This is a genomic window from uncultured Finegoldia sp. (assembly GCF_947252345.1).
Lineage (GTDB): Bacteria > Bacillota > Clostridia > Tissierellales > Peptoniphilaceae > Finegoldia.
Map to the genome: position 1 here is coordinate 16957 of NZ_CAMXVC010000016.1, position 24242 is coordinate 41198.

Here is a 24242-nt window from a genome sequence, read left to right on the forward strand (position 1 = left end):
AAATTCAACCTTTATTTTTTTGTCAAAATTTCACAAATACTGTTTTCTATGTAAAATTTTGAGTCCAAATTATTTGATTTTAATGAGGTTTCTACTTGATACATTTTATGAATTGCAAATCTTAGCTCATCATATCTCCACTTACTATAGAAACCTTTTAGCTTATTTAATTCATATTGAGAAATTTTTAATCTTTTGACAACGTCGTAATCTGAATATTTAAGCCTAGAAAGTTCTTTTAAATATAATAGATTTCGAAATAATCTGATAACCATATGCAGAGCTCTATAAATTTGTTGAGAATCGCTTAAAATCAAATCAAGATAATATACAGTATCTTTAAAAAATTTTTTTGCGATTGAATCTGTTAAATCAAAAATGTTTTTATCATATTGATTTATCAGTGAATTTAAATCATCCTCTGTAATCTCAATTTTTTTTAGGTTATTAAATTTATCCAATTCATTGTTTATGTCAATTAAAGTTTTACCCGAATTTTTTATTAGATACAAAGAGTACTCAATAAAAGTATTGATAAAATTGTTATTTATTTTTTTACCAGCAAGATAATTAATAATATAAGATTTTAGTTGGTTTCTATTTAATTTATTAAATTCTATAACATTACCATGCTGAACAATTTCATTGTATAGCTTTGATTTAAAAACTGTTGATTGACTAGTAATTATAATGAGACTGTATTCAGGAATATTCTTAATATATGGCAATAAAAGCTCAATATTTTGTTTATTCTTTGAAATACCATTTTTACTTAAATCAACATTATTTATTAAGATAAGCCTTTTTTTGCTAAACATAGGTATAGTCTCACATGAATTATAAATTTTTTCAAATTCCGATAAATCATATTCATCAAAACTATCGGAATTATAAAATTTCTTTAATGAATCTAAGTATTTTTCTATATAGAATAGTTCTTCTCCATAAATTAAAACAACTTTTGAGAGTAAATTTTTTTCTAGCTTATTTTTAGCCAATGAATAGTCCATTTTTCACTCCTCTATTTCTAAAGTATACTAATATTATTATAACTGATAGTAAAGAATTTTGTTCTCGAACGAAAAAATGATAAAACGAAAACTTCGACCTATTTGATTTAATAGAATTAAAATTTTCGCTAGAAATGACCTCTATATTTCCGTCCAAATCTATTCTTTTAATTGGGATTTTTAATGAACTTAATTTTCTTATAGTTGTTGCATGTGGATGGCCATATTCATTTCTCCATCCGCAAGAAATTACAGCTTGTTTTGGATGTACTTTTTTTAAGAAATTTATATCCGAACTGCTTTTACTTCCATGATGTGAAACCTTAAGAATTGTTGATTTTATATTTTCGTTCAGGATATTTCTCTCATATTCTCCAGATATATCACCAGTTACTAAAATTGAAATATTATTTACATAAAGATGATAAACCAAAGATTTGTCATTTTCTTCAGAACTAACCGGTTTATTGATGACAAAAATTTTCACATTTCCTATTTTGAAAGAATCGTGATTATCAATGCTTAAATATTTGTTTCCTTGATGGTATTTATTTATAAAAATCTCTTTACCACCTCTTCTAGACAATACAATTGGTTTATATGATTTATTGATTTCAATAATATTTTTGCTATGGTCTTCATCAAAATGTGTAAGAAATACATAATCCAAATTACATAATCCAATTTTTTTTAGATAATCCACTAAGTAAATTCCTGATTTATCATTTTCTTTATAAGAACCACCGGTATCAATCATAAAAGAGTTAAAATATTGCCTAACAAGGCAACAGTCTCCTTGACCTACATCTACAAAATTTATAATCGTTATAGGATTAATAATATTTAAGATGAAAGGAATTGTAAAACTCATTATTAACATTTTTGTCAATGTTTGTTTGTTATACAAACCTAATGTTTTGACATAATGCCAATTGTAAATCGTAAATAACAATAAATAGTAAACAATAATCATTAAAATAGAAAAACTCATAAAATTATATGTTTTAATGTTAAAAATGTTAATTGTCTTGAAAATATAATCTAATATACTCATTAAAATATCAATTAAAAAAACACAAGCATAACATATTTTATTTGGTATGATTAATACAAAAACCGCTAATTCTATTATTATTGTAAAAATTGGTAATATAAACATGTTTCCAATTATAAAGCCAAGCGTATATTCATTAAAAAATCTTAATTGTACTGGCAACAATACTATGTAAACTAACGAAGACAATAAAAAGTAGTTATATAAATTTTTGTTTTTCTTTTTCAATTTAGGATACAAATAAATAATTGTGAATGTAGCCAAGAAAGAGAATAAAAATCCTGCATCAAAAATATTATAAGGATTGATTAATAAAATAATAATTGCAGCTATGAATAAATTATTTAAATTATACCAATCTATTTGCATTTGATTTGAAAGTTCAACAATTAAGAGCATTATGAAAGCTCTTATTATTGAGGAAGGCAATCCTACAACATAGCCATAAATTCCAATAAAGATTATAGATATCCAAGAAATTATTTTTCGGTTAATGTGAAATAATCCAAAAATCTTATTGAATATGGTATAAATAATTATGATATGCAATCCACTAATAGCAAATATATGACTTATTCCTAAGCTTTTTATATTTTCATAATAATCATCATTTAGAAAATTGTATCCTGTGAAAATAGATTTTAGAATAGTTGAAGTATTTTGAGTAAAATTTGAATCAAATTTTTTCGTTATATAATTTAAAACTATTTTTCTAGTTTTCAGTAAAATTGAATTTGATTTTCCAATTATTACAGGATTTGTTCTGGTGTAAAAATCCCCATATATGTTGTTTTTTAGTAGGAAGAACTTGTAATTAAACATATAAGGATTACCATTTGTATATGCTTTATTTACTTTTGCTCTTATATTTATAATATCCCCAATACTATAATCTTCTTTTGTTTTTAAAAAAAATTTTACATTTTTTTTATACAACGATTTAACAATATATTTTTTTGCAGATCTATTTTTATTAACTACTACGCAATTAACATCCATAAATTCATTATCCTTTATTTGGTTATAAGTAGTGTTAATAATATTTAAATGGATTATTGTTAAAAAGATAATTATTAATGCTGCACAAAGTTTTAGTTTATGTTTATACAACAATATTCCCGTAAAAAAAATATTAATTGCAACGAAAAGAGGATCTAAATATATGTATATAATTGTTGTTATAATTAATTGTAATAAAATGATTAATGTGATTAGCATTTTGTACCTAATATAGAGAAATCACAGCAAAATAACTGTGATTTCTCATTTTTGAATTTCACTATTTTTTTAAATTATAAAAAGTTTTAATTCCATAATACTTAGCTGTAGATTCAAGCATATCTTCTATTCTAAGAAGTTGATTGTATTTACAAATTCTATCAGTTCTGGATGTCGAACCTGTTTTGATCTGTCCAGCATTAGTTGCGACGGCTATGTCTGCTATAGTGGTATCTTCAGTCTCTCCAGACCTATGAGAGATAACTGCAGTATATCCATTGCGTTTTGCTAATTCGATGGCATCCAATGTTTCTGTTAAAGTTCCGATTTGATTTAATTTTATTAATATTGAATTGCAAACTCCCAATTCGATGCCTTTTTGTAGTCTTTTAACATTAGTAACAAACAAATCATCTCCAACTAATTGAATTTTTTCGCCTAATTCTTCAGTCATTTTTTTCCATCCATCCCAATCATCTTCAGCTAATCCATCTTCGATTGATATTATTGGATATTTTTGTACTAAATTTTTATAGTATTCAATCATTTCATCACTAGTTCTTACTGCGTTGTCACCTTGCATATTGTATTTTCCATTTTCATAAAATTCACTTGCAGCAGCATCAATAGCTATCATTACATCTTTTCCTGGTTCATAACCAGCTTTATTAATGGCTTCAACAATTGTTTTTAGAGCTTCTTCATTTGAATTTAAGTTAGGGGCGAATCCACCTTCGTCACCTACAGCTGTATTTAATTTTTTATCTTTTAAAACTTTTTTTAAATTATGGAATACTTCTGCTCCCATTCTTAACGATTCTTTAAAACTATCTCCACCAACTGGCATTATCATAAATTCTTGAATATCAACGTTATTGTCAGCGTGCTGACCTCCGTTTAGAATATTCATCATTGGCACTGGTAAAGTTTTAGCATTAACTCCGCCAATATATTCAAATAGTTTTTGTCCATTTTCGTCTGCTGCAGCTTTTGCAACTGCTAGAGAAACTCCGAGGATGGCATTAGCACCAAGTCTAGATTTATTTTCTGTTCCATCCAATTCGATTAAATAATTATCAATTCCAACTTGGTCAAAAACATCCCATCCAACTAATTCATCTGCTATTTCTAAATTAACATTGTCCACAGCTTTTTGAACGCCTTTTCCCAAAAATCTACATTCATCATTATCTCTTAACTCTACTGCTTCATGCACACCTGTTGAAGCCCCAGATGGTACTATTGCTGAACCCATTGCCCCAGATTCTGTGTAAACTTCTACCTCAACTGTTGGATTCCCTCTAGAATCTAGTACTTCTCTTGCGTAAATATCGATTATTGAACTCATTTTATTTCTCCTTTTTAATTAAAGATTTACCTGTCATTTCAGAAGGTTGTTCTATTTTCATTAATTCTAATATTGTCGGTGCAATATCAGATAATAATCCATTATTTAATTTTATGCTTTTATCTGGATATTCAATAAGTGGAACAGGATTTGTTGTATGCGCAGTAAATGGCCCTCCTGTTTTTTCATCAATTAAATATTCACTATTACCGTGGTCTGCGGTAATAAGAGCATAATATTTTCCGTTACTATCAATTTCGTTTAAAATATCTCCTAGGCATCTATCGACAGTTTCTACCGCAATTTTATCAGCGGGTATAATACCAGTATGCCCTACCATATCAGAATTTGCAAAATTTAAAATAATTAAATCATAAATATCTTTTTTTATGACATCAACTACATGATTTTTTACCTCAATTGCACTCATTTCTGGTTTTAGGTCATAAGTAGAAACTTTTGGAGAAGGAACTAATATTCTATCTTCATTATCAAATTCTTTTTCAATGCCACCATTAAAGAAGAAAGTAACGTGAGCGTATTTTTCTGTTTCGGCAATTCGCAATTGTTTTAAGCCTTTTTTTGAAATAATTTGACCTAAAACATTATTGTATTCTTGTTTTGGATATGCTATATCAACATTTTGTATTGTCTTATCGTATTGAGTCATAGTTACAAAATCTATATCGTTAAATTTTTTTCTGTCAAATCCATCAAAATCGTCATCAACAAATGCTCGAGTTAATTGTCTTGCACGATCTGGTCTAAAATTGATGAATATGAAAGAATCTCCATCTGATACTTTTGTAATTTTTCCATTATTTATTACAGAACAAGGCTCTATAAATTCATCTGTAATGTTTTTATCATAACTATCCTTTAAATATTGTATAGGATTATCAGTTTTATGTCCGTCTCCTTTTGTAATAACATCATATGTTTGTTTAGTTCTGTCCCATCTTTTATCTCTATCCATTGCGTAGAATCTTCCACAAATCGATGCTATTTCACCAACTCCTATTTGAGATATGTCCTTTTCTAAATTTGCTATATCTTTTATGGCAGTTGTAGGTGATACATCACGTCCATCTGTAAAGCAGTGTATTGCAACATTTGAAAAATCAAGTTTTTTACATAATTTTAAAATGGCGACTAAATGATTATAATGCGAATGAACACCTCCGGATGACAATAATCCCATCAAGTGTAATTTTTTACTTTTTTCTTTTGTTTTTAAAATAATATTAGTTAATACTTTATTTTCATAAAATTTACCATTTTCGATTTCATTTGAAATTTTACTTAAATCTTGAAATATTATCCTTCCAGAGCCTATATTCATATGGCCTACTTCAGAATTTCCCATTTGTCCAGCTGGAAGACCAACTTCGTTTCCGGAAGCTATAAGTTGAGAATTAGGATACTCTCTCATTAACTTATCAAAATTAGGTGTGTTTGCAAGCCTAATGACATTACCAGGATAATCCTTTCCTAATCCCCATCCGTCAAGTATTATTAAAATCAATTTATTTAAATTATTCTCCATAATTTATTAGTTTAGAAAAACTTTCAACTTCTAAACTAGCACCTCCTACTAAAACTCCATCAATATCATTTTTAGACATAATTTCAGATATATTGCTCGGTTTAACACTTCCTCCATATTGAATCCTTATTTTATTGGCTAATTCATTGTTATATATTTCGGATAATAGATTTCTAATAAAGTGGCACATCTCTTGAGCATTATCGCTTGAAGCTGTTTTTCCTGTTCCGATTGCCCATAGAGGTTCATAAGCAATAACTAAATTATTATTTATCATATCAGATGAAATATTTTTTAAATCTGCTTTTAACTGATTTTCAACAACTTCGTTTTGTTTATTTGCTTGTCTTTGTTCTAAATTTTCCCCACAGCATAAAATTGGTTTCAATCTATTATTTAAAGCTGATATAATTTTTTTATTTAATAATTCATCATCTTCATTAAAAATAGTTCTTCTCTCAGAATGCCCTATTATTACATAATTCACACCTAAATCTTTAAGCATTTTGGGTGATATTTCACCTGTGAAGGCACCATACTCTTCAAAATACATATTCTGAGCACCTACTGATATATCCGAAAATTCAAATTCTTTTGACAAGGTTTTTAGTGAAGTGAATGGAGCAATGATACAAGTTTCTACTTTTTCAGATAGTTCAAGGTTTTTTAGCTTTTTTACAAAATCTAAAGTTTCACTATCTGTATTGTTCATTTTCCAGTTTCCTGCAATTAATGGTCTTCTCATAATCTTATCTCTCATCAATACAATCAATTCCTGGTAGGGTTTTACCTTCTAAAAATTCTAATGAAGCCCCTCCTCCGGTGGATACGTGCGTAATTTTATTTTTATTTCCAGATTTTGCAATAGCAGATGCACTATCACCACCGCCAACTATAGTTATAGCGTTTGATTTAGCTAGAGAGTTCGCAATTTCAAAAGTTCCTTTACTAAATTTTGCGATTTCAAATACTCCCATTGGACCATTCCAAACAATTGTTTTTGATTTTTGAATTTCTTCATCAAATATCCTTATTGTCTTATATCCAATGTCAAAACCAGCTAAATTGTCAGTAAATTCGTCAAGAGAAATTATTTTCGACTCACTTTCTTCATTCATTTCTTTAGCTACTACAAAATCAACTGGCAAGAATATCTTAACTCCTTTTTCTTGCGCTTTATTAAGTAAAGAACTAGCTAATTCTAGTTTATCATCTTCAACTAATGATTTTCCGACGTTTTTACCTTTTGACTTAATAAAAGTGAATGCCATTGCTCCACCAATAAGTATTGTATCCACTTTGTCTAATAAATTTTCAATAACTCCAATTTTATCAGACACCTTAGCGCCTCCCAATATAGCAGTGAAAGGTCTTTCAGGATTTTCTAAAGCTTTTCCCATTATTTCGAGTTCTTTTTGAATCAACAAACCTACTGCACTTGGTAAAAACTTCGAAACCCCAACATTAGAAGCATGAGCCCTATGACTAGTACCAAAGGCGTCATTTATATATATGTCAGCTAATTCAGATAATTGCTTAGAAAATGATTCGTCATTTTTTTCTTCTTCTTTTCTAAATCTAGTATTTTGAATTAACATTATTTCTTTTTTGTTTAACTTTTTACTTTCTTCTATTACTGAATCATCGACGACATTGTTATTATCAATAAATTTAACTTGTTGACCAATTATTTCAGAAAGCTTTTCAGCTACAGGCTTCAAAGAGTATTCTTCTTTAGCTTCGCCTTTTGGTCTGCCTAGATGACTCATTAATATTACTTTGGCATTGTTATCTAGTAAAAATTTTATTGTTGGAATAGAAGCATCGATTCGATTTGTATCTGTAATTACCCCGTTTTTTATTGGCACATTATAGTCAACTCTTACTAGTACTCTTTTATTGTTTACATCCAAATCTTTTAAAGTTTTTTTGTTCATTAATATCACTTCCTTTTAAAAGAGTCGATAGCAAATAAAACAGCATCGACTCTAATTAACATTTATTTTCTTGTAGCTATAATTTTAGCTAAATCAAATACTCTCATGCTATAACCCCATTCATTGTCATACCATGAAGCAATCTTAATCATATTTCCAAGAGCATAAGTCATATCAGCATCGAATATTGAACTTCTTTCATCACCAATTATATCTGATGATACTAGCTGGTCTTCAGAATAGCCTAATATACCCTTTAAATCACCTTCGCTAGCTTTTTTCATAGCTTGATTAACTTCATCTTTTGTAACTTCCTTTTCTAAAATAGCAGTTAAATCTGTTATAGAGCCAGTTGGTGTAGGAACGCGAACAGCAAATCCAGTCATTTTTCCTTCTAATTGAGGAAGAACTTTTCCAACAGCTTTTGCAGCACCAGTCGTAGTTGGTATCATACTCAAAGCTGCAGCTCTAGCACGTCTTAAATCCTTGTGGTGTGCATCTTGAATATTTTGGTCATGAGTATAGGCGTGAATTGTTGTCATTAATCCTTTTACTATTCCGAACTCGTCATCCAACACTTTAGCTATTGGAGCCAAGCAATTTGTTGTGCAAGAAGCGTTAGAAATAATATCATCATTTTCAGGGTCATATTCCTTGTCATTAACACCTACCACAATCATTTTAACATCAGATTTTCCTGGAGCGGTTAATAAAACTTTTTTTGCACCAGCCTTTAAGTGCTTTGACAATCCTTCTCTATCTTTGAAAGCACCTGTAGAATCAATAACTAAATCTACCCCTAATTCTTTCCAGGGTAATTCTTCTGGATTTCTATTGTTTACCACAGTTATTTCTTTCTCACCAATTTTTATTTTTGAATCTGATAATACCTTTATTTCTTTATCGAAAGTACGATAAATTGAATCATATTTTAACAAATGAGCGTTTGTTTTTAAATCACTTGTAATATTCAATGCTACTAGTTCGAGATTAGGATCATTTTTTTGAACTAAAATCCTAGTTACATCTCTACCAATCCTTCCAAAACCACTAATTGCTACTCTCATTTCTTCCTCCTTGAAATATTCATTTTAAATACTTTAATTATATACCCATAATTTGCAGAATAGAAACAATTTTAAACTTCTATGTGCAGTATATAGTTAGCTATATTTGTACAATGGTCAGAAATTCTTTCCAAATTAGATAAAATATCTAAGAAATTTACTCCTACAGTAGGGTCACATTCATTATTATTTATTCTATTAATATGATTGTGCCTGTATTTTTTTTCTAAAAAGTCTACGTTGTTTTCAATATCGGCTACTTTAGAAGCTAATGATTCATCATTCTTTTTAAATGACTTTGTCGCATCAATTATTGCATTTTCAACATTTGAATACAAATCTTTGTATTCTTCAATTGCAACTTTGCTAAAAGCTTTTTCATCATCATAAATCAATGTCACTATTCCACAAATATTTTCAACGTGGTCACCAATTCTTTCTAGGTCATTTAACATATCTTGCATAATAAATATTTGTGTATGCTCTTCGTCAGATATAGATTTATTTGATAATTTGACCAAGTATTCAACTATGTGTTTTTCTAAATTATTAATTCTTTTTTCTTCTTCTTCGATTTTATTTCTCAGTTTTTTATTGCCCGTTGTAAAATATTCGTCAACATTTTTAAAGTTTTGATATACAACATCGCTCATTCGAATAACTTCAAGTCTAGCTTGTTCTACGGCAATCGTCGGTGTTTCTAAGATTCTATCATCAAGATATTGCAAATCTTTTGCATGCTCTTCTCCTGGAACGATTTTCATTGCAATTTTAACTAATAGATTAGATACAGGAAGTTGCAACGCAACATTTATTAAATTAAATATAGTGTGATAATTTGCTATTTGCCTAGATGTGTTGAGCGGAGTAATCATATAAACGATATTTTGCATAATTTTATTCAAAAATAATAGAACTAATATTGTTCCAACTGCGTTGAATAGTAAATGTATTATTGCAGCTCTTTTGGCATTTTTACCGGCCCCAATTGAGGATAACAACGCTGTAGTAGTAGTACCAATATTACCACCTAATAGTAAAGGAGCAGCTTGATTAATAGTCAATAATCCTTGTTTTCCTAATGCTTGTATCAAACCTATAGAGGCTGAAGATGATTGCACAGCTGTTGTTAAGATAAATCCAACAAAAACACCTAGAACCGGAGAATTTAACTTTAATAATGCGTTTTCAAACCATGCTTGTTTTGATAGAGGATTTAGTCCTTCACCCATTGTATTCATCCCAATAAATATCAAACCTAATCCTACAAAAACTTCTCCTAAATTTTTAATTCTATCGTCTTTTGCACTCATGTATAATAAAACACCAAATGCCACGATTAAAGGAGCGTATTTCGACACATCGAAAGCTATTATTTGTGCTGTTATTGTAGTACCAACATTAGCACCAATAATTACTCCTACTGCTTGTGTTAGTGTCATTATTCCAGCATTTACAAAGCCGACAACCATTACTGTTGTTGCTGATGAAGATTGAATTACCATTGTAACTACAATACCTAATAAAACTCCGATATATTTGTTACGCGTTAATGAACCAACTATTTTTTTTAATTTGTTACCTGACGATTTTTGCAGACCCTCACCCATCATTGTCATACCAAACAAGAAAAGCGCTAACCCACCTAAAACCGGAGTTATAATTTCCATAAAACCTCCTATTTTAATCCTGGAAAATCTATTTGTCTAAGTGCTTCAAACAAAATAATATTGCACGAATTAGCTAAATTTAAAGACCTGTCAATATCCATATTCATTGGAATTTTAATAGAATGGTCTTGGTTTTGTTTAACCAATTCTTTATCTATTCCTGAAGATTCTTTTCCAAAAACAAAATAATCTCCATCTTTATATTCAAATTCATGATAATAATGAGTAGCGAAAGTTTCTACATAAAAAACACGCTTATTGCCTTTTATAGAATTTAAGAACTCATCCATATCGTCGTGAATAACTAAATCAACCTTTTCCCAATAGTCCATTCCAGACCTTTTTAAAAGTTTATCATCTAATCTGAAACTAAATGGCCTCACTAAATGTAATCTTGAGTTTGTTAAAACGCAACTTCTGCCTATATTTCCAGTATTAGAAGGTTTTTCTGGTTCTAAGAGCACGATATTAAACATATTCACCTCTTCAATTATTTAATATTCCCATAAAAATATACCATAAATAAAATAGTATTTCAATTTAATAAATCAATCTTTTATAAAAGAAAAAGCACCACCAAGAAATAAATTCTTGATGGTATTTTTCCTATAAATATTTTTTTATTTTAGTTACAATTTGGTCAGTTGTAAAGCCAAAATATTCCATTACTTCTTCACCCGGAGCACTCATTCCAAAATCATTAATACCAATATTTAATCCATTTATGCCAGTATATTTTTGCCAGCCAAATGTCGATAAGCATTCAATACTTACTCTTTTTTCGATATTTTTAGGTATTACTTGATTTTTATAATTATCATCTTGTTTATCAAAAATTTCCTGGCTCATCATAGATACTACTTGAGTTCTAATTCCTTCTTTTTCAAGTATTTCACTAGCGTCAATAGCTAATTTTAGTTCTGAACCAGTTGCTATAATTAACAAATCCGGAGATTCTTGTTTTTTAACAATATATCCTCCCTTTAATGCTTGTTCGTTGGTTTCTTTTAAATTAGGCAAAGTTTGTCTTGATAATACTAAAGCTGTTGGATTGCTTTTACTTTCCAATGCGATTTTATATGCCATTGCTGTCTCAAATCCATCTGCAGGTCTAATAGTGTTTAAATTAGGAATTGTTCTCAACATTGCTAATTGTTCTATAGGTTGATGAGTTGGTCCATCTTCACCTACTCCTACAGAATCATGTGTAAATATATATATTACCTGTCTATTCATCAAAGAAGATAGACGAATAGATGCTTTTAAATAATCACTAAACACTAAAAATGTTGCACAATATGGAATCAATCCGCCATATAAACTTATTCCATTCGATATAGCTGCCATTGCGTGTTCTCTAATTCCAAATTGGAAATTTCTTCCAGTTCTATTGGAACTAGTAAATACGTCTAAACCGTCCATAAATGTTTTATTTGAAGGAGCTAAATCAGCAGAACCACCTACAACGTTTAATTGCTTATTTTTTAATCTATTTAATAAAATATACGAATATGCTCTTGTAGCTGTGTCTTTTTCAAAACTAGTAAATTCTTCTGAATCAAGGTAATTTTCGTCAATTTCTCTCGACAAGAATTTCATTAACTTATCATACAAATCTTTATGTTTTGATTTGTAATCTTCAAACATTTTTTCCCATTTATTGTAGTAGGATTCTTTTTTTTCTATAGATTCTTTGAACAATTCTTTTACTTCTTCAGGTACGTAAAAATCTTCTTCGAAATCCAATCCTAATTTTTCTTTCAAACTTGGAATATTTTCTTGTCCAATTGGTGAACCATGAGCTTTAGCAGAATTTTCTACAACGCTGCCATACCCGATCTTTGTTTTTATCTCAATAAATGATGGCTTGTCTGTAGTTTTGGCCATTTCTATAGATTTTTTTATCGATTCAATATCATTACCATCTTCGACAAAATAAGTATCCCAACCCAAGGCTTCGTATCTAGCTCTAACATTTTCTGAGAAAATGTTTTTAGTGTCACCTTCAATGGTTATGTTATTAGAATCGTACAAACATATTAATTTTGATAATTTTAAAGCTCCAGCAATCGAACTAGCTTCGTTTGTTATTCCTTCTTGTAAGCAACCATCTCCTACTATAGTATACGTATAGTTGTCGAAAATTTTGTGATTTTCTGTGTTAAATTGGCTTGCCATATATTCTTCAGCAATTGCCATACCTACAGCCATACTCAACCCTTGACCTAAAGGGCCAGTACTCGCATCTATTCCTTTTGTGTGATTAAATTCAGGATGACCAGGTGTTAAACTGTTTAATTGTCTGAACTGTTTTAAATCATCCATAGTCAAACCAAATCCAAATAAATGCAATATGGAATATAACATCGCTGAACCATGTCCTGCAGATAAAATAAAACGGTCTCTGTTAATCCAATCGCTGTGTTTTGGAGAAAAATTCATTATGTCATTGTATAATGTAAATGCCATAGGACTTGCTCCTAAAGGTAATCCCGGATGTCCTGAATTTGCTTTTTGTATCATCTCTACAGATAATAATCTAATAGTATTAATTGCTAATTGTTTTTTGTCCATATCATTGCTCCTCTTTAAAATTCAAATTTATTATATCATATTATACGATTTAACTTAATGAGTATTTGCTACCAACATCAACAACTATACCTAAAAGTTCCATTTTCGTTAGACTCATAAGAACTTCCGAAATATCATAGTTTAACTTAAGTGATAATTCATCAGGTGAATTTGGAGATTGTTTTAATAAATTAACTATTTGCGACTCAATCTCGTTCAAATCATAATCAATTTTTGGCTTTGCAATAAATTTATCTTGAAATTCCGGAATTTGACTAATAATATCTGTTATATCATTCAATAGAAATGCACCATCTTTAATTAATTGGTTAGTTCCCGTAGAATAAACTGAAGTTATATTCCCTGGAACAGCAAAAATTTCTCTACCTTGTGACAAAGCATATGATGATGTAATTAAAGTTCCACTTTTTTCTTTTGCCTCTATAACAACTGTTGCAAGTGATAAACCGGATATAATTCTGTTTCTAAATGGAAAATTAAATGGAAGTGGCTGTATTCCGAAAGGATATTCACTAATAATAACACCATTATTAGAGTCAATCATATCTTGAAATAATCTAAAATTGCTTTTTGGATAAATTTGGTCGATTCCACATCCCAAAACCCCAATTGTTTTATTATTATTTTCAAGAGCTGTCTGATGTGATATTTTATCAATTCCTAATGCCAAACCACTTATTACAGGTATTTTGTATTGAGAGATTTCCGATACAAATTTTTTACAAGAATAAGAGCCATATTGTGAACATTTTCTAGCACCTACAAATGCAACTGAATTATCGTAATCTTCTGACAAATCACCTTTGTAATATAATGTAAAAGGTGGATCAGATATGTTTAACAATCTTTTAGGATATTTTTTATCGCCGTAAGTGGTGTATTTAATATTATTTTTCCATAACTTTTCTTTATATGTATTTAAGTCATATTTTGGCAAATATTTATTTAAAAAGTTATAAATCTTAGGTTCAATATCCATCATTTTTTTTACTTTATCGTATTTTAAATCATCAAATGTTTCGTATTTATCCAATATCAAATTAATCCAATTATAGTTAATATTAGTACTACTCAAAAATAGCAATAATTCAGAATCCATTTTATCCCTCTTTTCTATACTTATAGGATAACATTTAATAGAGTATTTTGAAATAAAAAAGTCGACTATTTTTTATTCAAAATAATCGACTAAAATTTAATATATAATTACTGGCATTCCATTTTGTGCTGTATTGTAAATTTCTTTTACTTTTCTTATAGGAGTGTTAATACATCCGTGACTTCCAGCACCTCTGTATATTTGTCCACCATACGCGACTCTAGCTTTTGTATCATGAATACCTACACCCGTATAATCTATTTGCATCCAATAGTCAACGTGAACTTTGTATTTGGTTCCGTCTGGATTATCACCTCTTAAAAATCTGTCTTTTTCTTTTGACCAAATTTCAAATAGCCCAGTTGGTGTGGCGTGATTTATTGATGGGTCTCCTGTAACAACAGGTGTATCAAGAACTAATTTTCCATTACGATAGTACCACATATGTTGAGCACTAAGACTTATCTCTATATAAGTGTTGCCTAAAATACCGTTATTACGACTTTTTCTGGTGTAAACAAGTTCGCTATCGATGGTTTTGCCATGCATTAAGGCATCTGTAATCAATGCCACAGTTTTTTTCTTGTTGATTTCATTTCCAAAAACTTTTGCGTCAACTTTGATGTTTTTGCCATTATGAGTAGTGAAATCAAACTTTTTACCAGTAACTTCATATTTAGACTTCAATTCATCAACAAAGATTCTCACTTTTTTATTTTCAAATTTGTAATTTTCATCAAGAAATATCGAGTTATCTTCAATTTTTTGTGATTGTCCATCTGGAAGTTTCAAAGTTATTGAAGCTTTTGCGATATTTTCGAGTTCTTGTTTGTTGGGCTCAAGAGCTTTAGCTGTTACATCGGGATTAAAATATTCTGATGACAATTTAATTTCATCTTTATTTTCATTAAATCCTTTTATAACGGAATTTAAAACTTTATCTATGTCAAGTTTATTCCCTAACTCTTCAGGTTTAATAACAGCTTTATTATTTTCAAATAAAAGCTGAGCGTTTTTTGGAGCTTTTACATTTTTAAATAATTCAGATTTTTTTAAAGTATTTTTTAACATTTCTGAATTTACTGATTTTTTCACTTTTACATCAGTTTCGCTTCCCTTTATGAGTTCAATTGGCCAGAGAAATCCGTTTTGAATATAAACTTGATTTTCAAGCGGAATTTGTTTTAATCCAGAATCATTATTATTGATTTTTATGGTTTTATTATCTCTACCAATAATCGTTGTTGTTTCTTCATCGAATATGTTAGCTACTTCAGAAATTTTTCTTAAACCAAGACTAGTTCCATTAATCTTTGCATTTGGATAAGTCATTATGCTAAAAAATATAGAAATTACAAAGTATATTCCAAGAACAAAAGATACTATCCAAATCCAAGTATGTGATTTTTTGGATGATTTAGGTTTGCAAATACTGTTACTCTTTGAAGAATTATAGCCTTTATTTTCTTTATGTTTGTTATTATCTTCATCAAACATATTTTTCAAGTTATCACCTACTAAAAATTATTTTGTAATAAAATGATATCACAAAAGCAACAAAATGATAAGCAAATTTTAATAATAAAAATTAAAATATAGTTAGCACTTATCAGTTAATGTGTTTTTAATTTAATTAACAATGTTTCTATTTAAAAATTTACAAAATGATGTATAATTAAATTAATAATACATTTAAAGGGGTGAATTATGGAAAAAATAAATCTGGTAGTTTTGTCGGATTCTACCGGGGACACAGGAGACCAAATTGCAAGAGCTGCATTGGCTCAGTTTGATATTACCTGTGATAATGCTGAATTTCACTTATTTGGACATATCCGATCTATTGAGCATCTTAATTCTACATTAAATAAATGTTTAGAACTGGACAATATTATCATATATTATAGTTTAGTTGAGGAAAGTTTGATCGATAGTTTGAAAAAATTCTGTGATATGCACAACATTTTATCTGTTGATGTTTTAACACCATCAATTGTTGCTATTCAAAGATTAACCAAACGCTCCCCAGCTACAAATCCAGGTGCATTGAGAAAATTAGATGAACACTATTTTAAAAGAATTGATGCCATAGAATTTGCTGTTAGATATGATGATGGAAAAGATCCAAGAGGTGTTAAGAGAGCCGATATTACAATTATTGGTGTATCAAGAACTTCTAAAACTCCACTATCAATGTATCTAGCAAATAAGCATTATAAAGTTTGCAATATTCCACTTGTTCCAGAGTCACCAGTTCCTAAAGAACTTTTTGAAATAGAACCAAAAAGAGTCATAGGTCTTACTAATTCTCCTGATAAATTAAATAAAATCAGGAAGGAAAGGCTTAAATCAATGGGATTACCAACTGAGAGTTCTTACTCTGATTTAGGTAGAATACTTGATGAACTTGACCACGCTGAAAAAATTATGAAAAAAATTGGATGTCCAATCATAAATGTTTCTGACCGTGCTATTGAAGAAACAGCTGAAATTATTATCAGACATCTGAAAAAAATGAATGATTAAAAGGAGTTTTTAAATGACAGAGAAATACGTTTACAGTTTTAGAGAAGGTAATAAAGATATGAGAAGTCTTCTCGGTGGAAAAGGTGCTAACTTAGCTGAAATGACTAATTTAGATATTCCTGTTCCAACTGGATTCACTATTACTACAGAAGCTTGTAACAAATTTTATCAAGAAAACGAAAAATTATGGGATGGTTTATTTGAAGAAATTAAATCTCATATAAGTGAAACTGAAAAAGAGCTCAATAAAAGATTTTCAGACGAAGAAAATCCACTACTTTTTTCAGTTCGTTCTGGCGCGGTATTTTCAATGCCAGGTATGATGGATACAATATTAAATTTAGGTTTGAATGATAAATCCGTTAAGGGACTTGCTAAATCAACAAACAATGAAAGATTTGCTTATGATTCATACAGAAGATTCATTCAAATGTTTTCAGATGTCGCTAGAGAAATTCCTAAAGTTTTATTTGAAAATGAACTAGATAAAATAAAAGAAGAAAAAAACGTTAAAGATGATACTGACCTTGATAGTGAAGATTTGAAAAAAATTGTAGAGAAATTTAAAGAAATTTATAAGAGCGAAATGAATGAAGAATTTCCACAAGACCCTATTGACCAATTGAAATACGCAATTGAAGCTGTTTTCAAATCATGGAATAATCCTAGAGCTAAAATTTACAGACAAATCAATGGAATAGATGATAATCTTGGAACAGCTGTAAATATTCAATCAATGGTATTCGGAAATATGGGTAATACTTCAGGTACTGGAGTTGCGTTCTCAAGAAATCCAGCAACTGGTGAAAACAAATTATTCGGTGAATTTTTGATGAATGCACAAGGTGAAGACGTTGTTGCAGGAATAAGAACACCTCAACCTATAAGTCATTTAAAAGATGTAATGCCAGATGTTTATGAACAGTTTTCTAAAATAGCAAAAAGGCTTGAAGAACATTATAAGGATATGCAAGATTTAGAGTTCACTATAGAAAATTCTAAGTTGTATTTGCTTCAAACAAGAAACGGAAAAAGAACCGCTATTAGTGCTTTAAACGTTGCCGTAGACCAAGTTAATGAAGGTTTAATTACAAAAGAAGAAGCAATTTTGAGAATCGAACCTAACAGTCTAAACCAATTGCTACACCCTACTTTTGACCAAAAAGAATTAGAAAACGCTGAAATAATTACTAAAGGTTTGGCAGCATCTCCTGGCGCTGCAAGTGGACACATTTATTTTAGTGCTGAAGACTGCAAAAAAGCAGCAGAAAAAGGAATCAAATCTATTTTAGTTCGTCAAGAAACTTCACCTGAAGATATTGAAGGTATGATAAAGGCAGAAGGTATTTTAACTGCAAGAGGAGGAATGACTTCTCATGCAGCGGTTGTTGCTCGTGGTATGGGAGCTTGTTGCGTAGCTGGTGCTAGTGAAATTAGAGTTGATGAAGAAAACAAAGTAATTAGAGGAAAAAATATTGAATTAAAAGAAGGAGATTTTATTTCATTAGATGGTAGTACTGGTTATGTTTATAAAGGTGAAATTTCAAAAGTAAATCCAAAATTAACTGGAAACTTTGCTCAATTTATGAAATGGGTCGATGAAATAAAAAGATTAGGTGTAAAAACAAATGCTGATACTCCAAAAGACGCTCATCAAGCAAAAGAGTTTGGTGCTGAAGGAATAGGATTGACTAGAACTGAGCATATGTTCTTCAACGAAGAAAGAATCCCTATCGTAAGACAAATGATACTTTCAACTACAACTGAAAGAAGAAAGAAGGCCCTAGATAAATTAAGACCATTCCAAGAAGATGATTTCTACAATATATACAAAGAAATGGGAGAATTATCAGTTACGATTAGATTATTAGATCCACCTTTGCATGAATTTTTGCCAAAAGAAAAATCAGATATTGAAGAATTAGCAAAGGAAATGGATTTAACATATGATGAAGTTAATGATATTATTCTTGAGCTTCACGAAGTAAATCCAATGCTTGGTCACAGAGGATGTAGACTTGCTGTGACATATCCAGAAATTTATAGAATGCAAGCGCGTGCAATAATGAGTGCTGCGATAAGAGTTAAAGAAGAAACATCAAATAATATTGTTCCACATATTATGATTCCTCTAGTTGGAGAAAAGAGAGAGTTAAAATACGTAAAAGACCAAATTATACAAGAAATTAATATGGTTTTTGAAGAAACTAATCAAAAATTAGATTATGAAATTGGAACAATGATAGAAATACCTAGAGCTTGCTTGATGGCTGACGAAATTGCACAAGAAGCAGATTTCTTTAGCTTTGGAACAAATGATTTGACACAAATGACATTCGGATTTTCTAGAGATGATGCTGGCAAATTCTTATCAGAATATAAAGAAAATAAAATTTATGAAAGAAGCCCATTTGAAAGATTGGACCAAGAAGGTGTTGGACAATTAATTAAGATGGCTATTGAAAAAGGCAAATCTTCAAACTCAAAATTACATGTAGGAATTTGTGGTGAGCACGGGGGTGACCCAGAAAGCGTTGAATTCTGTCACAGAATTGGTTTGGACTATGTATCTTGTTCCCCATATAGAGTTCCAATTGCAAGATTAGCAGCAGCACAAGCAGCAGCAAAAGAAAATTTAAAATAATTTAACTTCTTACTTTTTAGATAGAGCATTCAATGAATGCTCTATTTTTAATACAATGGAAAAATATAATAAAATTTTTTGTGGTATAATAATGTAAGTTAAGGATGTGAAAAAATGAGCTATGAAATAGTTACTTTGACTAAAGAACAACAAGATAATTTTGTAAAAAATCATAAATATGGTGAATTAAATCAATTGTACAATTGGCAATTTGTGAAAAAAGGATGGATTGGAAAAAGTGTAGGTATTGAAAAAAATGGTAAATTAATATCTACTTGTTTGATTTTGTTTAAAAAATTTCCAGCACTTCCCTATTATTTTGCATATGCACCAAAAGGACCTGTAGTTGATTATGATAACAAAGACGACGTAACAGCAACATTAAATTTACTTAAACAATATTGTAAAAGAAATAAGGCTTTTGTATTAAAATTTGACCCTCAGGTTTCCTGTTTAAACCAAAATTTAATACCTTTTTTAAAAAAATTAGGATGCTACCATCATGGGCTAAAAAAAGGATTGGCTTATACACAACCAAGATTCTATATGATTACGGATATATCCCGCTCAGAAAAAGACGTTATGAAGTCTTTTCAACCAAGAACTAGAAGTGTTATAAAAAAATCATTAAAAAACGGACTAATATGCAAAAAATGTGATAAGTCTGAATTAATTAAATTCTCTAAATTAATGGAGATTACGGCAACAAGAGATGGATTTAACCACAGAAGTCATCAATATTTTGAAAATTTATTTGATGCACTTGAGCCTGAAAATGATTGTGAATTATATTTAACAAAATTAATACCTACTGAAGTAAAGAAATCAAATGAAGAAGAAATAATACAAATACAAAAAGATAAGAAAAAAACAGAATCAAAAATAGAAAAAGACATTGATGATGAAAAAAAAGAAAATTTATTAAAAGAATTAGATGTTCTTGATAATAGAGAAAAAAGATGTCAAGATTTAATTAATCAAATGCTCGAATACTCAAAAGATGGCGTTGAAGAAATTGTATTATCAGGTGCTATTCTAACTTTTTGTGGAAAAAAATCATATTATTTGTATGGTGCTTCTTCAAATGAATTTAGAGATTTGAGTCCTAATTATCTAATGCAATGGACTATGATTAAAAGAGCGATAGAAAAAGGATGTACTTCTTATGATTTTGGAGGGGTTTCTGGATATACTCCAGAAGATAATATGGTTGACCACGAGGCCGGATTATATGAGTTCAAAAAAAGATTTGGAACTGAAATGTTGGAAACTATTGGTGAGTTTGATATAGTAATCAATAAATTCATTAACAAATTTTTTGAGATAGCTCTAAAACTTAGATAAAACAAAAATACCAAAAAGATTCTTAAAAAGAATCTTTTTGGTATTTTTAATCCAATAAATATCTCAACCTGTTTTTATAAATTTTAAGATAGAAAATAATAAATAAGTTAATTCCTTTACATATTACTAAAGATGAAATTATAATCCATATCCACTCTATTCTTAAATTTGAATACATAACAAAAAGTGACAAAGGAATCCTTATGAAATTAAATATAATTCCATTTATAGAGGGATATTTTGTCAACGACAATCCATTCATAAAACCAGTTGTAGCTATTTCAATAGTCATAAAAACTTCTGAGAAAGATAAAATTCTAAGGTAAATAACCCCTATTCCCAATGTGATTGGTTCATTAGGAATAAATAATTTATATAACTGTAGAGCAAAACAAAATAGTAATATTGTAGTTAGAATTCCGATACTAATGCAAATTTTCAGTCCTTTAATAAATCCTTCCATTACTCTTTTATAATTTTGAGCTCCATTATTTTGTGCAATAAAAGTCGATAAAGCGACACTAAATCCACCTACAGTTAGCCAAGTTATAGACTCTATTTGATTTCCTATTTTTTGTGCAGCAATGGCCTCTTTTCCCCAATGCGCAATAATTGCTGCCATAATTATTGAAAATATTGCAAATAAACATTCTTGTAGAGCAATCGGAAAACCCAAAACAAATAATTTTTTGAGATAAATTAAGTGCATTCTTTTCTTTAGATATTTAAAATATTCAATTCTGACAATCATAAACATAATACAAGCAGACAATTGTGCAATAAAAGTTGCTAGAGCTGCACCTCTAATACCCATAGGCTTTATAAAACCAAATCCAAAAATAAAAATAGGATCAAGTAATATATTGATTGCTAAAGAAATTGTATTGATTATGAATGGTATTTTGCTTTGACCCTGACCATTTAATATTCCAGTTAAAACAGGGTTAACGAAATTGAAAAATATGGAGGCAACAAAAAATCCATAATATTCAAATGCTAATTTATTTACTGAAGAATCTAAATTAAAAAAATGAATAATTTGAATTTTGAAAATAATCATTAACGTGATAAAAGCAAATCCTATTAGTAAAGCAAATTTTATTGCATTTGATATAAATTTTTCTACTGAATCCAAATCATCCCTTCCAATTGAATCTGCAACAGTTATTTGAACTCCTACACTTAGCATCATACAAATAGCATAGCTCAACCATCCAAAAAAGCCGACAGTTCCAGCTGCGGCTACAGATTCAATTGATAATCTACCTAGCCAAAATAAGTCCATCAAATTATAACTCATCTGAATAAAAGATGTTGCCATAATTGGTACTGACAATGAAATTAGAGCTTTGTATATATTTCCTTCAGTAAGTTTTATTATTTTCAATTAACACCTTCCTAAATATTATCCCGTAAATTAATTAATTCTTCTTTTGTAAAATTATATTTTTTATTACAAAAATCACATACTAATTCAGCATGTCCGTCATTTTCTATCAATTCATTCAACGTATCTTTTCCTAATGAAATCAGGGATTTTTCAACTCTTTTTCTATTACAATCGCACAAGTATTTAATATCTTTTTCACCCAATAGTTTTAAATCAAAATCTTGAAAATATTTGTTTAAAACTTCGAATGGGTTGCAATGAGATGTAAACAATGATGAAATTGGCGGTAAATTATTAATATCTTTTTCTAATTTATCTATCAAAGATTCATCAAATCCAGGTAGCGCTTGAATAAACAGTCCAGCAGCACTCTTTATTGACAAATCAGTATCTACTAAAACTCCCAATGATACGACAGTTGGTCTTTGATCAGATTGATAGAAATAATGACTGAAATCTTCTGCAATTTCACCAGAAACAAGTTTTGTCTGTCCTATATATGGTTCTTTTAATTTATAATCTTTTATGACAGTAAGTAACCCATCATTCCCTACAAACCCTCCAACATTTAATTTCCGATTTTGTTTTGGAGCTAAATCACATTGTGGATTCGTGACATAACTTTTGACTTCACCTTTACCATTTACAGTTGAAATTAACATTCCGCCCTTTCCATTACCTTGTAAATTTAAAGTTATATTGTGAGCTTCGTTTTTTAATTCATGACTCATTATTGAAGCCATGGTTGCTAATCTTCCCAAGGCAGCTGATGCTGTAGCAGAAGTTTTGTGTATATTTCTAATTGATTGAACCAACTCTGTCGAGTCTACTATTATAAATCTAAATGATTCACTACAATCTGTTGCTATGTATAATTTATTTATCATATTACCTCCAAATAAAAAACCCCTAATCAGGGGTAATTTTAAAATTCTATTTTATTTTTTTGACATTTGAAGCGTGTAATCCTTTAGGTCCTTCAACAATATCAAATTCAACTTTTTCCGATTCTTCAAGTTTCCTATACTCCCCATTATCTTCCAAAGCTGTATAATGAACGAAAATATCCCCATCATTTTCAGTAGAAATAAATCCGAATCCTTTTGTGGCATTAAACCATTTTACAATACCTTTTGTCATGATTTCCTCCAGTTAAAATAATTAAAATAATTTACTATTCTAATATAACATAGAAATCTATTTTACTCAATGAGTATTTGCATTAATTTAATAGCAAATAAATAGAGCTCTATTTGTATTATCTTTTAAAGATTTTCCATCGTCAAAATCAATTATATTGACATCGTTAAAACCGCTGTTGTATAGCATAAATTTTAAAGAATCTAAATTATATACCTTTTCTGTTTGATTTTCTTTGAGTCTTTTGTACAGATTGTTATCTTGTCGTAAGAAAAAATCAATGTAAAAGTCTACAATATTTTCATCTTCATAATATTGATTAACCCATGTGTATAAAATATCATCATATTCGTAAACAAAATGATTATTACCCATAACTTCTATTAGTTTATACGGAGTATTTACATCAAATATAAATACTCCGTTACAAATATTCTTAATTTTAACAAATAACTCTTGTAAGCTTGATTCATCCAAAATATAGTTTATGGTATCTAATGTTGAGAATACAAAATCAAAATCCTCTTTTAAATCTAAATTTATCAGATTTTGATTAATCAATCTTATATTTCTAAATTTGTTTGAACAAATACTTAACATTTCATTACTTAAATCAATTCCTGTGTAATTTATTGATTCATCATAGAAATATTT

Annotated in this window: 19 protein-coding genes; 3 read left to right on the forward strand and 16 right to left on the reverse strand. The window is 29.2% G+C overall.

What is annotated here, in order from left to right; translation table 11 throughout:
- Window positions 1-11 precede the first annotated feature (11 nt).
- From holA to Q0X02_RS04560, 12 genes are all read right to left on the reverse strand, one after another.
- Window positions 12-1010 (reverse strand): DNA polymerase III subunit delta, encoded by a 999-nt coding sequence (gene holA / locus Q0X02_RS04505; protein ID WP_297812197.1) that lies wholly within the window; start codon window positions 1008-1010, stop codon window positions 12-14.
- Window positions 991-3174 carry a DNA internalization-related competence protein ComEC/Rec2 gene (locus tag Q0X02_RS04510; RefSeq protein WP_297812199.1) on the reverse strand — a complete coding sequence of 728 codons (2184 nt, stop codon included), beginning with the start codon at window positions 3172-3174 and terminating at the stop codon, window positions 991-993. Before Q0X02_RS04510 ends, holA begins: the two co-directional genes overlap by 20 nt.
- Window positions 3175-3343: 169 nt before the next feature.
- The gene (eno, locus tag Q0X02_RS04515) at window positions 3344-4630 is read right to left on the reverse strand and encodes a phosphopyruvate hydratase (protein ID WP_297812201.1); all 1287 of its coding nucleotides are present in this window, start codon (window positions 4628-4630) and stop codon (window positions 3344-3346) included.
- Window position 4631: 1 nt separating this feature from the next.
- A complete protein-coding gene (gene gpmI, locus Q0X02_RS04520) occupies window positions 4632-6176 on the reverse strand; it encodes a 2,3-bisphosphoglycerate-independent phosphoglycerate mutase (RefSeq protein ID WP_297812204.1) in 1545 nt (514 codons plus the stop codon).
- Entirely contained in the window at window positions 6166-6921 is a 756-nt protein-coding gene (gene tpiA, locus Q0X02_RS04525) for a triose-phosphate isomerase (protein ID WP_297812207.1), read from the reverse strand. The genes gpmI and tpiA overlap by 11 nt, the downstream gene beginning before the upstream one ends.
- 4 nt (window positions 6922-6925) lie before the next feature.
- Window positions 6926-8113, reverse strand: coding sequence for a phosphoglycerate kinase (locus tag Q0X02_RS04530; protein WP_297812209.1), 1188 nt, complete (start codon window positions 8111-8113; stop codon window positions 6926-6928).
- A 62-nt stretch (window positions 8114-8175) separates the two neighbouring features.
- Window positions 8176-9180, reverse strand: a complete 1005-nt coding sequence (gap, locus tag Q0X02_RS04535) for a type I glyceraldehyde-3-phosphate dehydrogenase (RefSeq protein ID WP_297812212.1) — start codon at window positions 9178-9180, stop codon at window positions 8176-8178.
- A 71-nt stretch (window positions 9181-9251) separates the two neighbouring features.
- Window positions 9252-10850, reverse strand: a complete 1599-nt coding sequence (locus tag Q0X02_RS04540) for a Na/Pi cotransporter family protein (RefSeq protein WP_297812214.1) — start codon at window positions 10848-10850, stop codon at window positions 9252-9254.
- A gap of 8 nt (window positions 10851-10858) precedes the next feature.
- Window positions 10859-11326 (reverse strand): tRNA (cytidine(34)-2'-O)-methyltransferase, encoded by a 468-nt coding sequence (locus Q0X02_RS04545; protein ID WP_297812217.1) that lies wholly within the window; start codon window positions 11324-11326, stop codon window positions 10859-10861.
- A gap of 130 nt (window positions 11327-11456) precedes the next feature.
- Window positions 11457-13424, reverse strand: a complete 1968-nt coding sequence (gene tkt, locus Q0X02_RS04550; protein WP_297812220.1) for a transketolase — start codon at window positions 13422-13424, stop codon at window positions 11457-11459.
- A gap of 49 nt (window positions 13425-13473) precedes the next feature.
- A complete protein-coding gene (dprA, locus tag Q0X02_RS04555; RefSeq protein ID WP_297812223.1) occupies window positions 13474-14544 on the reverse strand; it encodes a DNA-processing protein DprA in 1071 nt (356 codons plus the stop codon).
- 96 nt (window positions 14545-14640) lie between these two features.
- Window positions 14641-15876, reverse strand: a complete 1236-nt coding sequence (locus tag Q0X02_RS04560) for a L,D-transpeptidase family protein (protein WP_297812226.1) — start codon at window positions 15874-15876, stop codon at window positions 14641-14643.
- 375 nt (window positions 15877-16251) lie between these two features.
- Between Q0X02_RS04560 and Q0X02_RS04565 the strand changes: the two genes are divergently transcribed.
- From Q0X02_RS04565 to Q0X02_RS04575, 3 genes are all read left to right on the forward strand, one after another.
- Window positions 16252-17070 (forward strand): pyruvate, water dikinase regulatory protein, encoded by an 819-nt coding sequence (locus tag Q0X02_RS04565; RefSeq protein ID WP_297812229.1) that lies wholly within the window; start codon window positions 16252-16254, stop codon window positions 17068-17070.
- A gap of 13 nt (window positions 17071-17083) precedes the next feature.
- Window positions 17084-19714 carry a pyruvate, phosphate dikinase gene (gene ppdK / locus Q0X02_RS04570; RefSeq protein ID WP_297812231.1) on the forward strand — a complete coding sequence of 877 codons (2631 nt, stop codon included), beginning with the start codon at window positions 17084-17086 and terminating at the stop codon, window positions 19712-19714.
- Window positions 19715-19828: 114 nt separating this feature from the next.
- A complete protein-coding gene (locus Q0X02_RS04575) occupies window positions 19829-21058 on the forward strand; it encodes a peptidoglycan bridge formation glycyltransferase FemA/FemB family protein (RefSeq protein WP_297812234.1) in 1230 nt (409 codons plus the stop codon).
- A 46-nt stretch (window positions 21059-21104) separates the two neighbouring features.
- Here the strand turns inward: Q0X02_RS04575 and Q0X02_RS04580 are convergent, their stop codons facing one another.
- From Q0X02_RS04580 to Q0X02_RS04595, 4 genes are all read right to left on the reverse strand, one after another.
- Window positions 21105-22445 carry an MATE family efflux transporter gene (locus Q0X02_RS04580; protein WP_297812237.1) on the reverse strand — a complete coding sequence of 447 codons (1341 nt, stop codon included), beginning with the start codon at window positions 22443-22445 and terminating at the stop codon, window positions 21105-21107.
- Between the two features lie 11 nt (window positions 22446-22456).
- Window positions 22457-23335: an Hsp33 family molecular chaperone HslO gene (hslO, locus tag Q0X02_RS04585; RefSeq protein WP_297812240.1), complete on the reverse strand. Its 879-nt coding sequence runs from the start codon at window positions 23333-23335 to the stop codon at window positions 22457-22459.
- Window positions 23336-23381: 46 nt separating this feature from the next.
- Entirely contained in the window at window positions 23382-23588 is a 207-nt protein-coding gene (locus Q0X02_RS04590; protein ID WP_297812243.1) for a cold-shock protein, read from the reverse strand.
- A gap of 87 nt (window positions 23589-23675) precedes the next feature.
- The coding region (locus tag Q0X02_RS04595; RefSeq protein ID WP_297812246.1) for a class I SAM-dependent methyltransferase at window positions 23676-24242 on the reverse strand (567 nt) is incomplete at its 5' end.

Excerpts from the sequence above, each read along its gene's own strand:
- holA (WP_297812197.1), bottom strand. The coding sequence starts at position 1,010 with ATGGACTATTCATTGGCTAAAAATAAGCTAGAAAAAAATTTACTCTCA.
- eno (WP_297812201.1), bottom strand. The coding sequence starts at position 4,630 with ATGAGTTCAATAATCGATATTTACGCAAGAGAAGTACTAGATTCTAGA.
- gpmI (WP_297812204.1), bottom strand. The coding sequence starts at position 6,176 with ATGGAGAATAATTTAAATAAATTGATTTTAATAATACTTGACGGATGG.
- tpiA (WP_297812207.1), bottom strand. The coding sequence starts at position 6,921 with ATGAGAAGACCATTAATTGCAGGAAACTGGAAAATGAACAATACAGAT.
- Q0X02_RS04530 (WP_297812209.1), bottom strand. The coding sequence starts at position 8,113 with ATGAACAAAAAAACTTTAAAAGATTTGGATGTAAACAATAAAAGAGTA.
- gap (WP_297812212.1), bottom strand. The coding sequence starts at position 9,180 with ATGAGAGTAGCAATTAGTGGTTTTGGAAGGATTGGTAGAGATGTAACT.
- Q0X02_RS04540 (WP_297812214.1), bottom strand. The coding sequence starts at position 10,850 with ATGGAAATTATAACTCCGGTTTTAGGTGGGTTAGCGCTTTTCTTGTTT.
- Q0X02_RS04545 (WP_297812217.1), bottom strand. The coding sequence starts at position 11,326 with ATGTTTAATATCGTGCTCTTAGAACCAGAAAAACCTTCTAATACTGGA.
- tkt (WP_297812220.1), bottom strand. The coding sequence starts at position 13,424 with ATGGACAAAAAACAATTAGCAATTAATACTATTAGATTATTATCTGTA.
- dprA (WP_297812223.1), bottom strand. The coding sequence starts at position 14,544 with ATGGATTCTGAATTATTGCTATTTTTGAGTAGTACTAATATTAACTAT.
- Q0X02_RS04560 (WP_297812226.1), bottom strand. The coding sequence starts at position 15,876 with ATGACTTATCCAAATGCAAAGATTAATGGAACTAGTCTTGGTTTAAGA.
- Q0X02_RS04565 (WP_297812229.1), top strand. The coding sequence starts at position 16,252 with ATGGAAAAAATAAATCTGGTAGTTTTGTCGGATTCTACCGGGGACACA.
- ppdK (WP_297812231.1), top strand. The coding sequence starts at position 17,084 with ATGACAGAGAAATACGTTTACAGTTTTAGAGAAGGTAATAAAGATATG.
- Q0X02_RS04575 (WP_297812234.1), top strand. The coding sequence starts at position 19,829 with ATGAGCTATGAAATAGTTACTTTGACTAAAGAACAACAAGATAATTTT.
- hslO (WP_297812240.1), bottom strand. The coding sequence starts at position 23,335 with ATGATAAATAAATTATACATAGCAACAGATTGTAGTGAATCATTTAGA.
- Q0X02_RS04590 (WP_297812243.1), bottom strand. The coding sequence starts at position 23,588 with ATGACAAAAGGTATTGTAAAATGGTTTAATGCCACAAAAGGATTCGGA.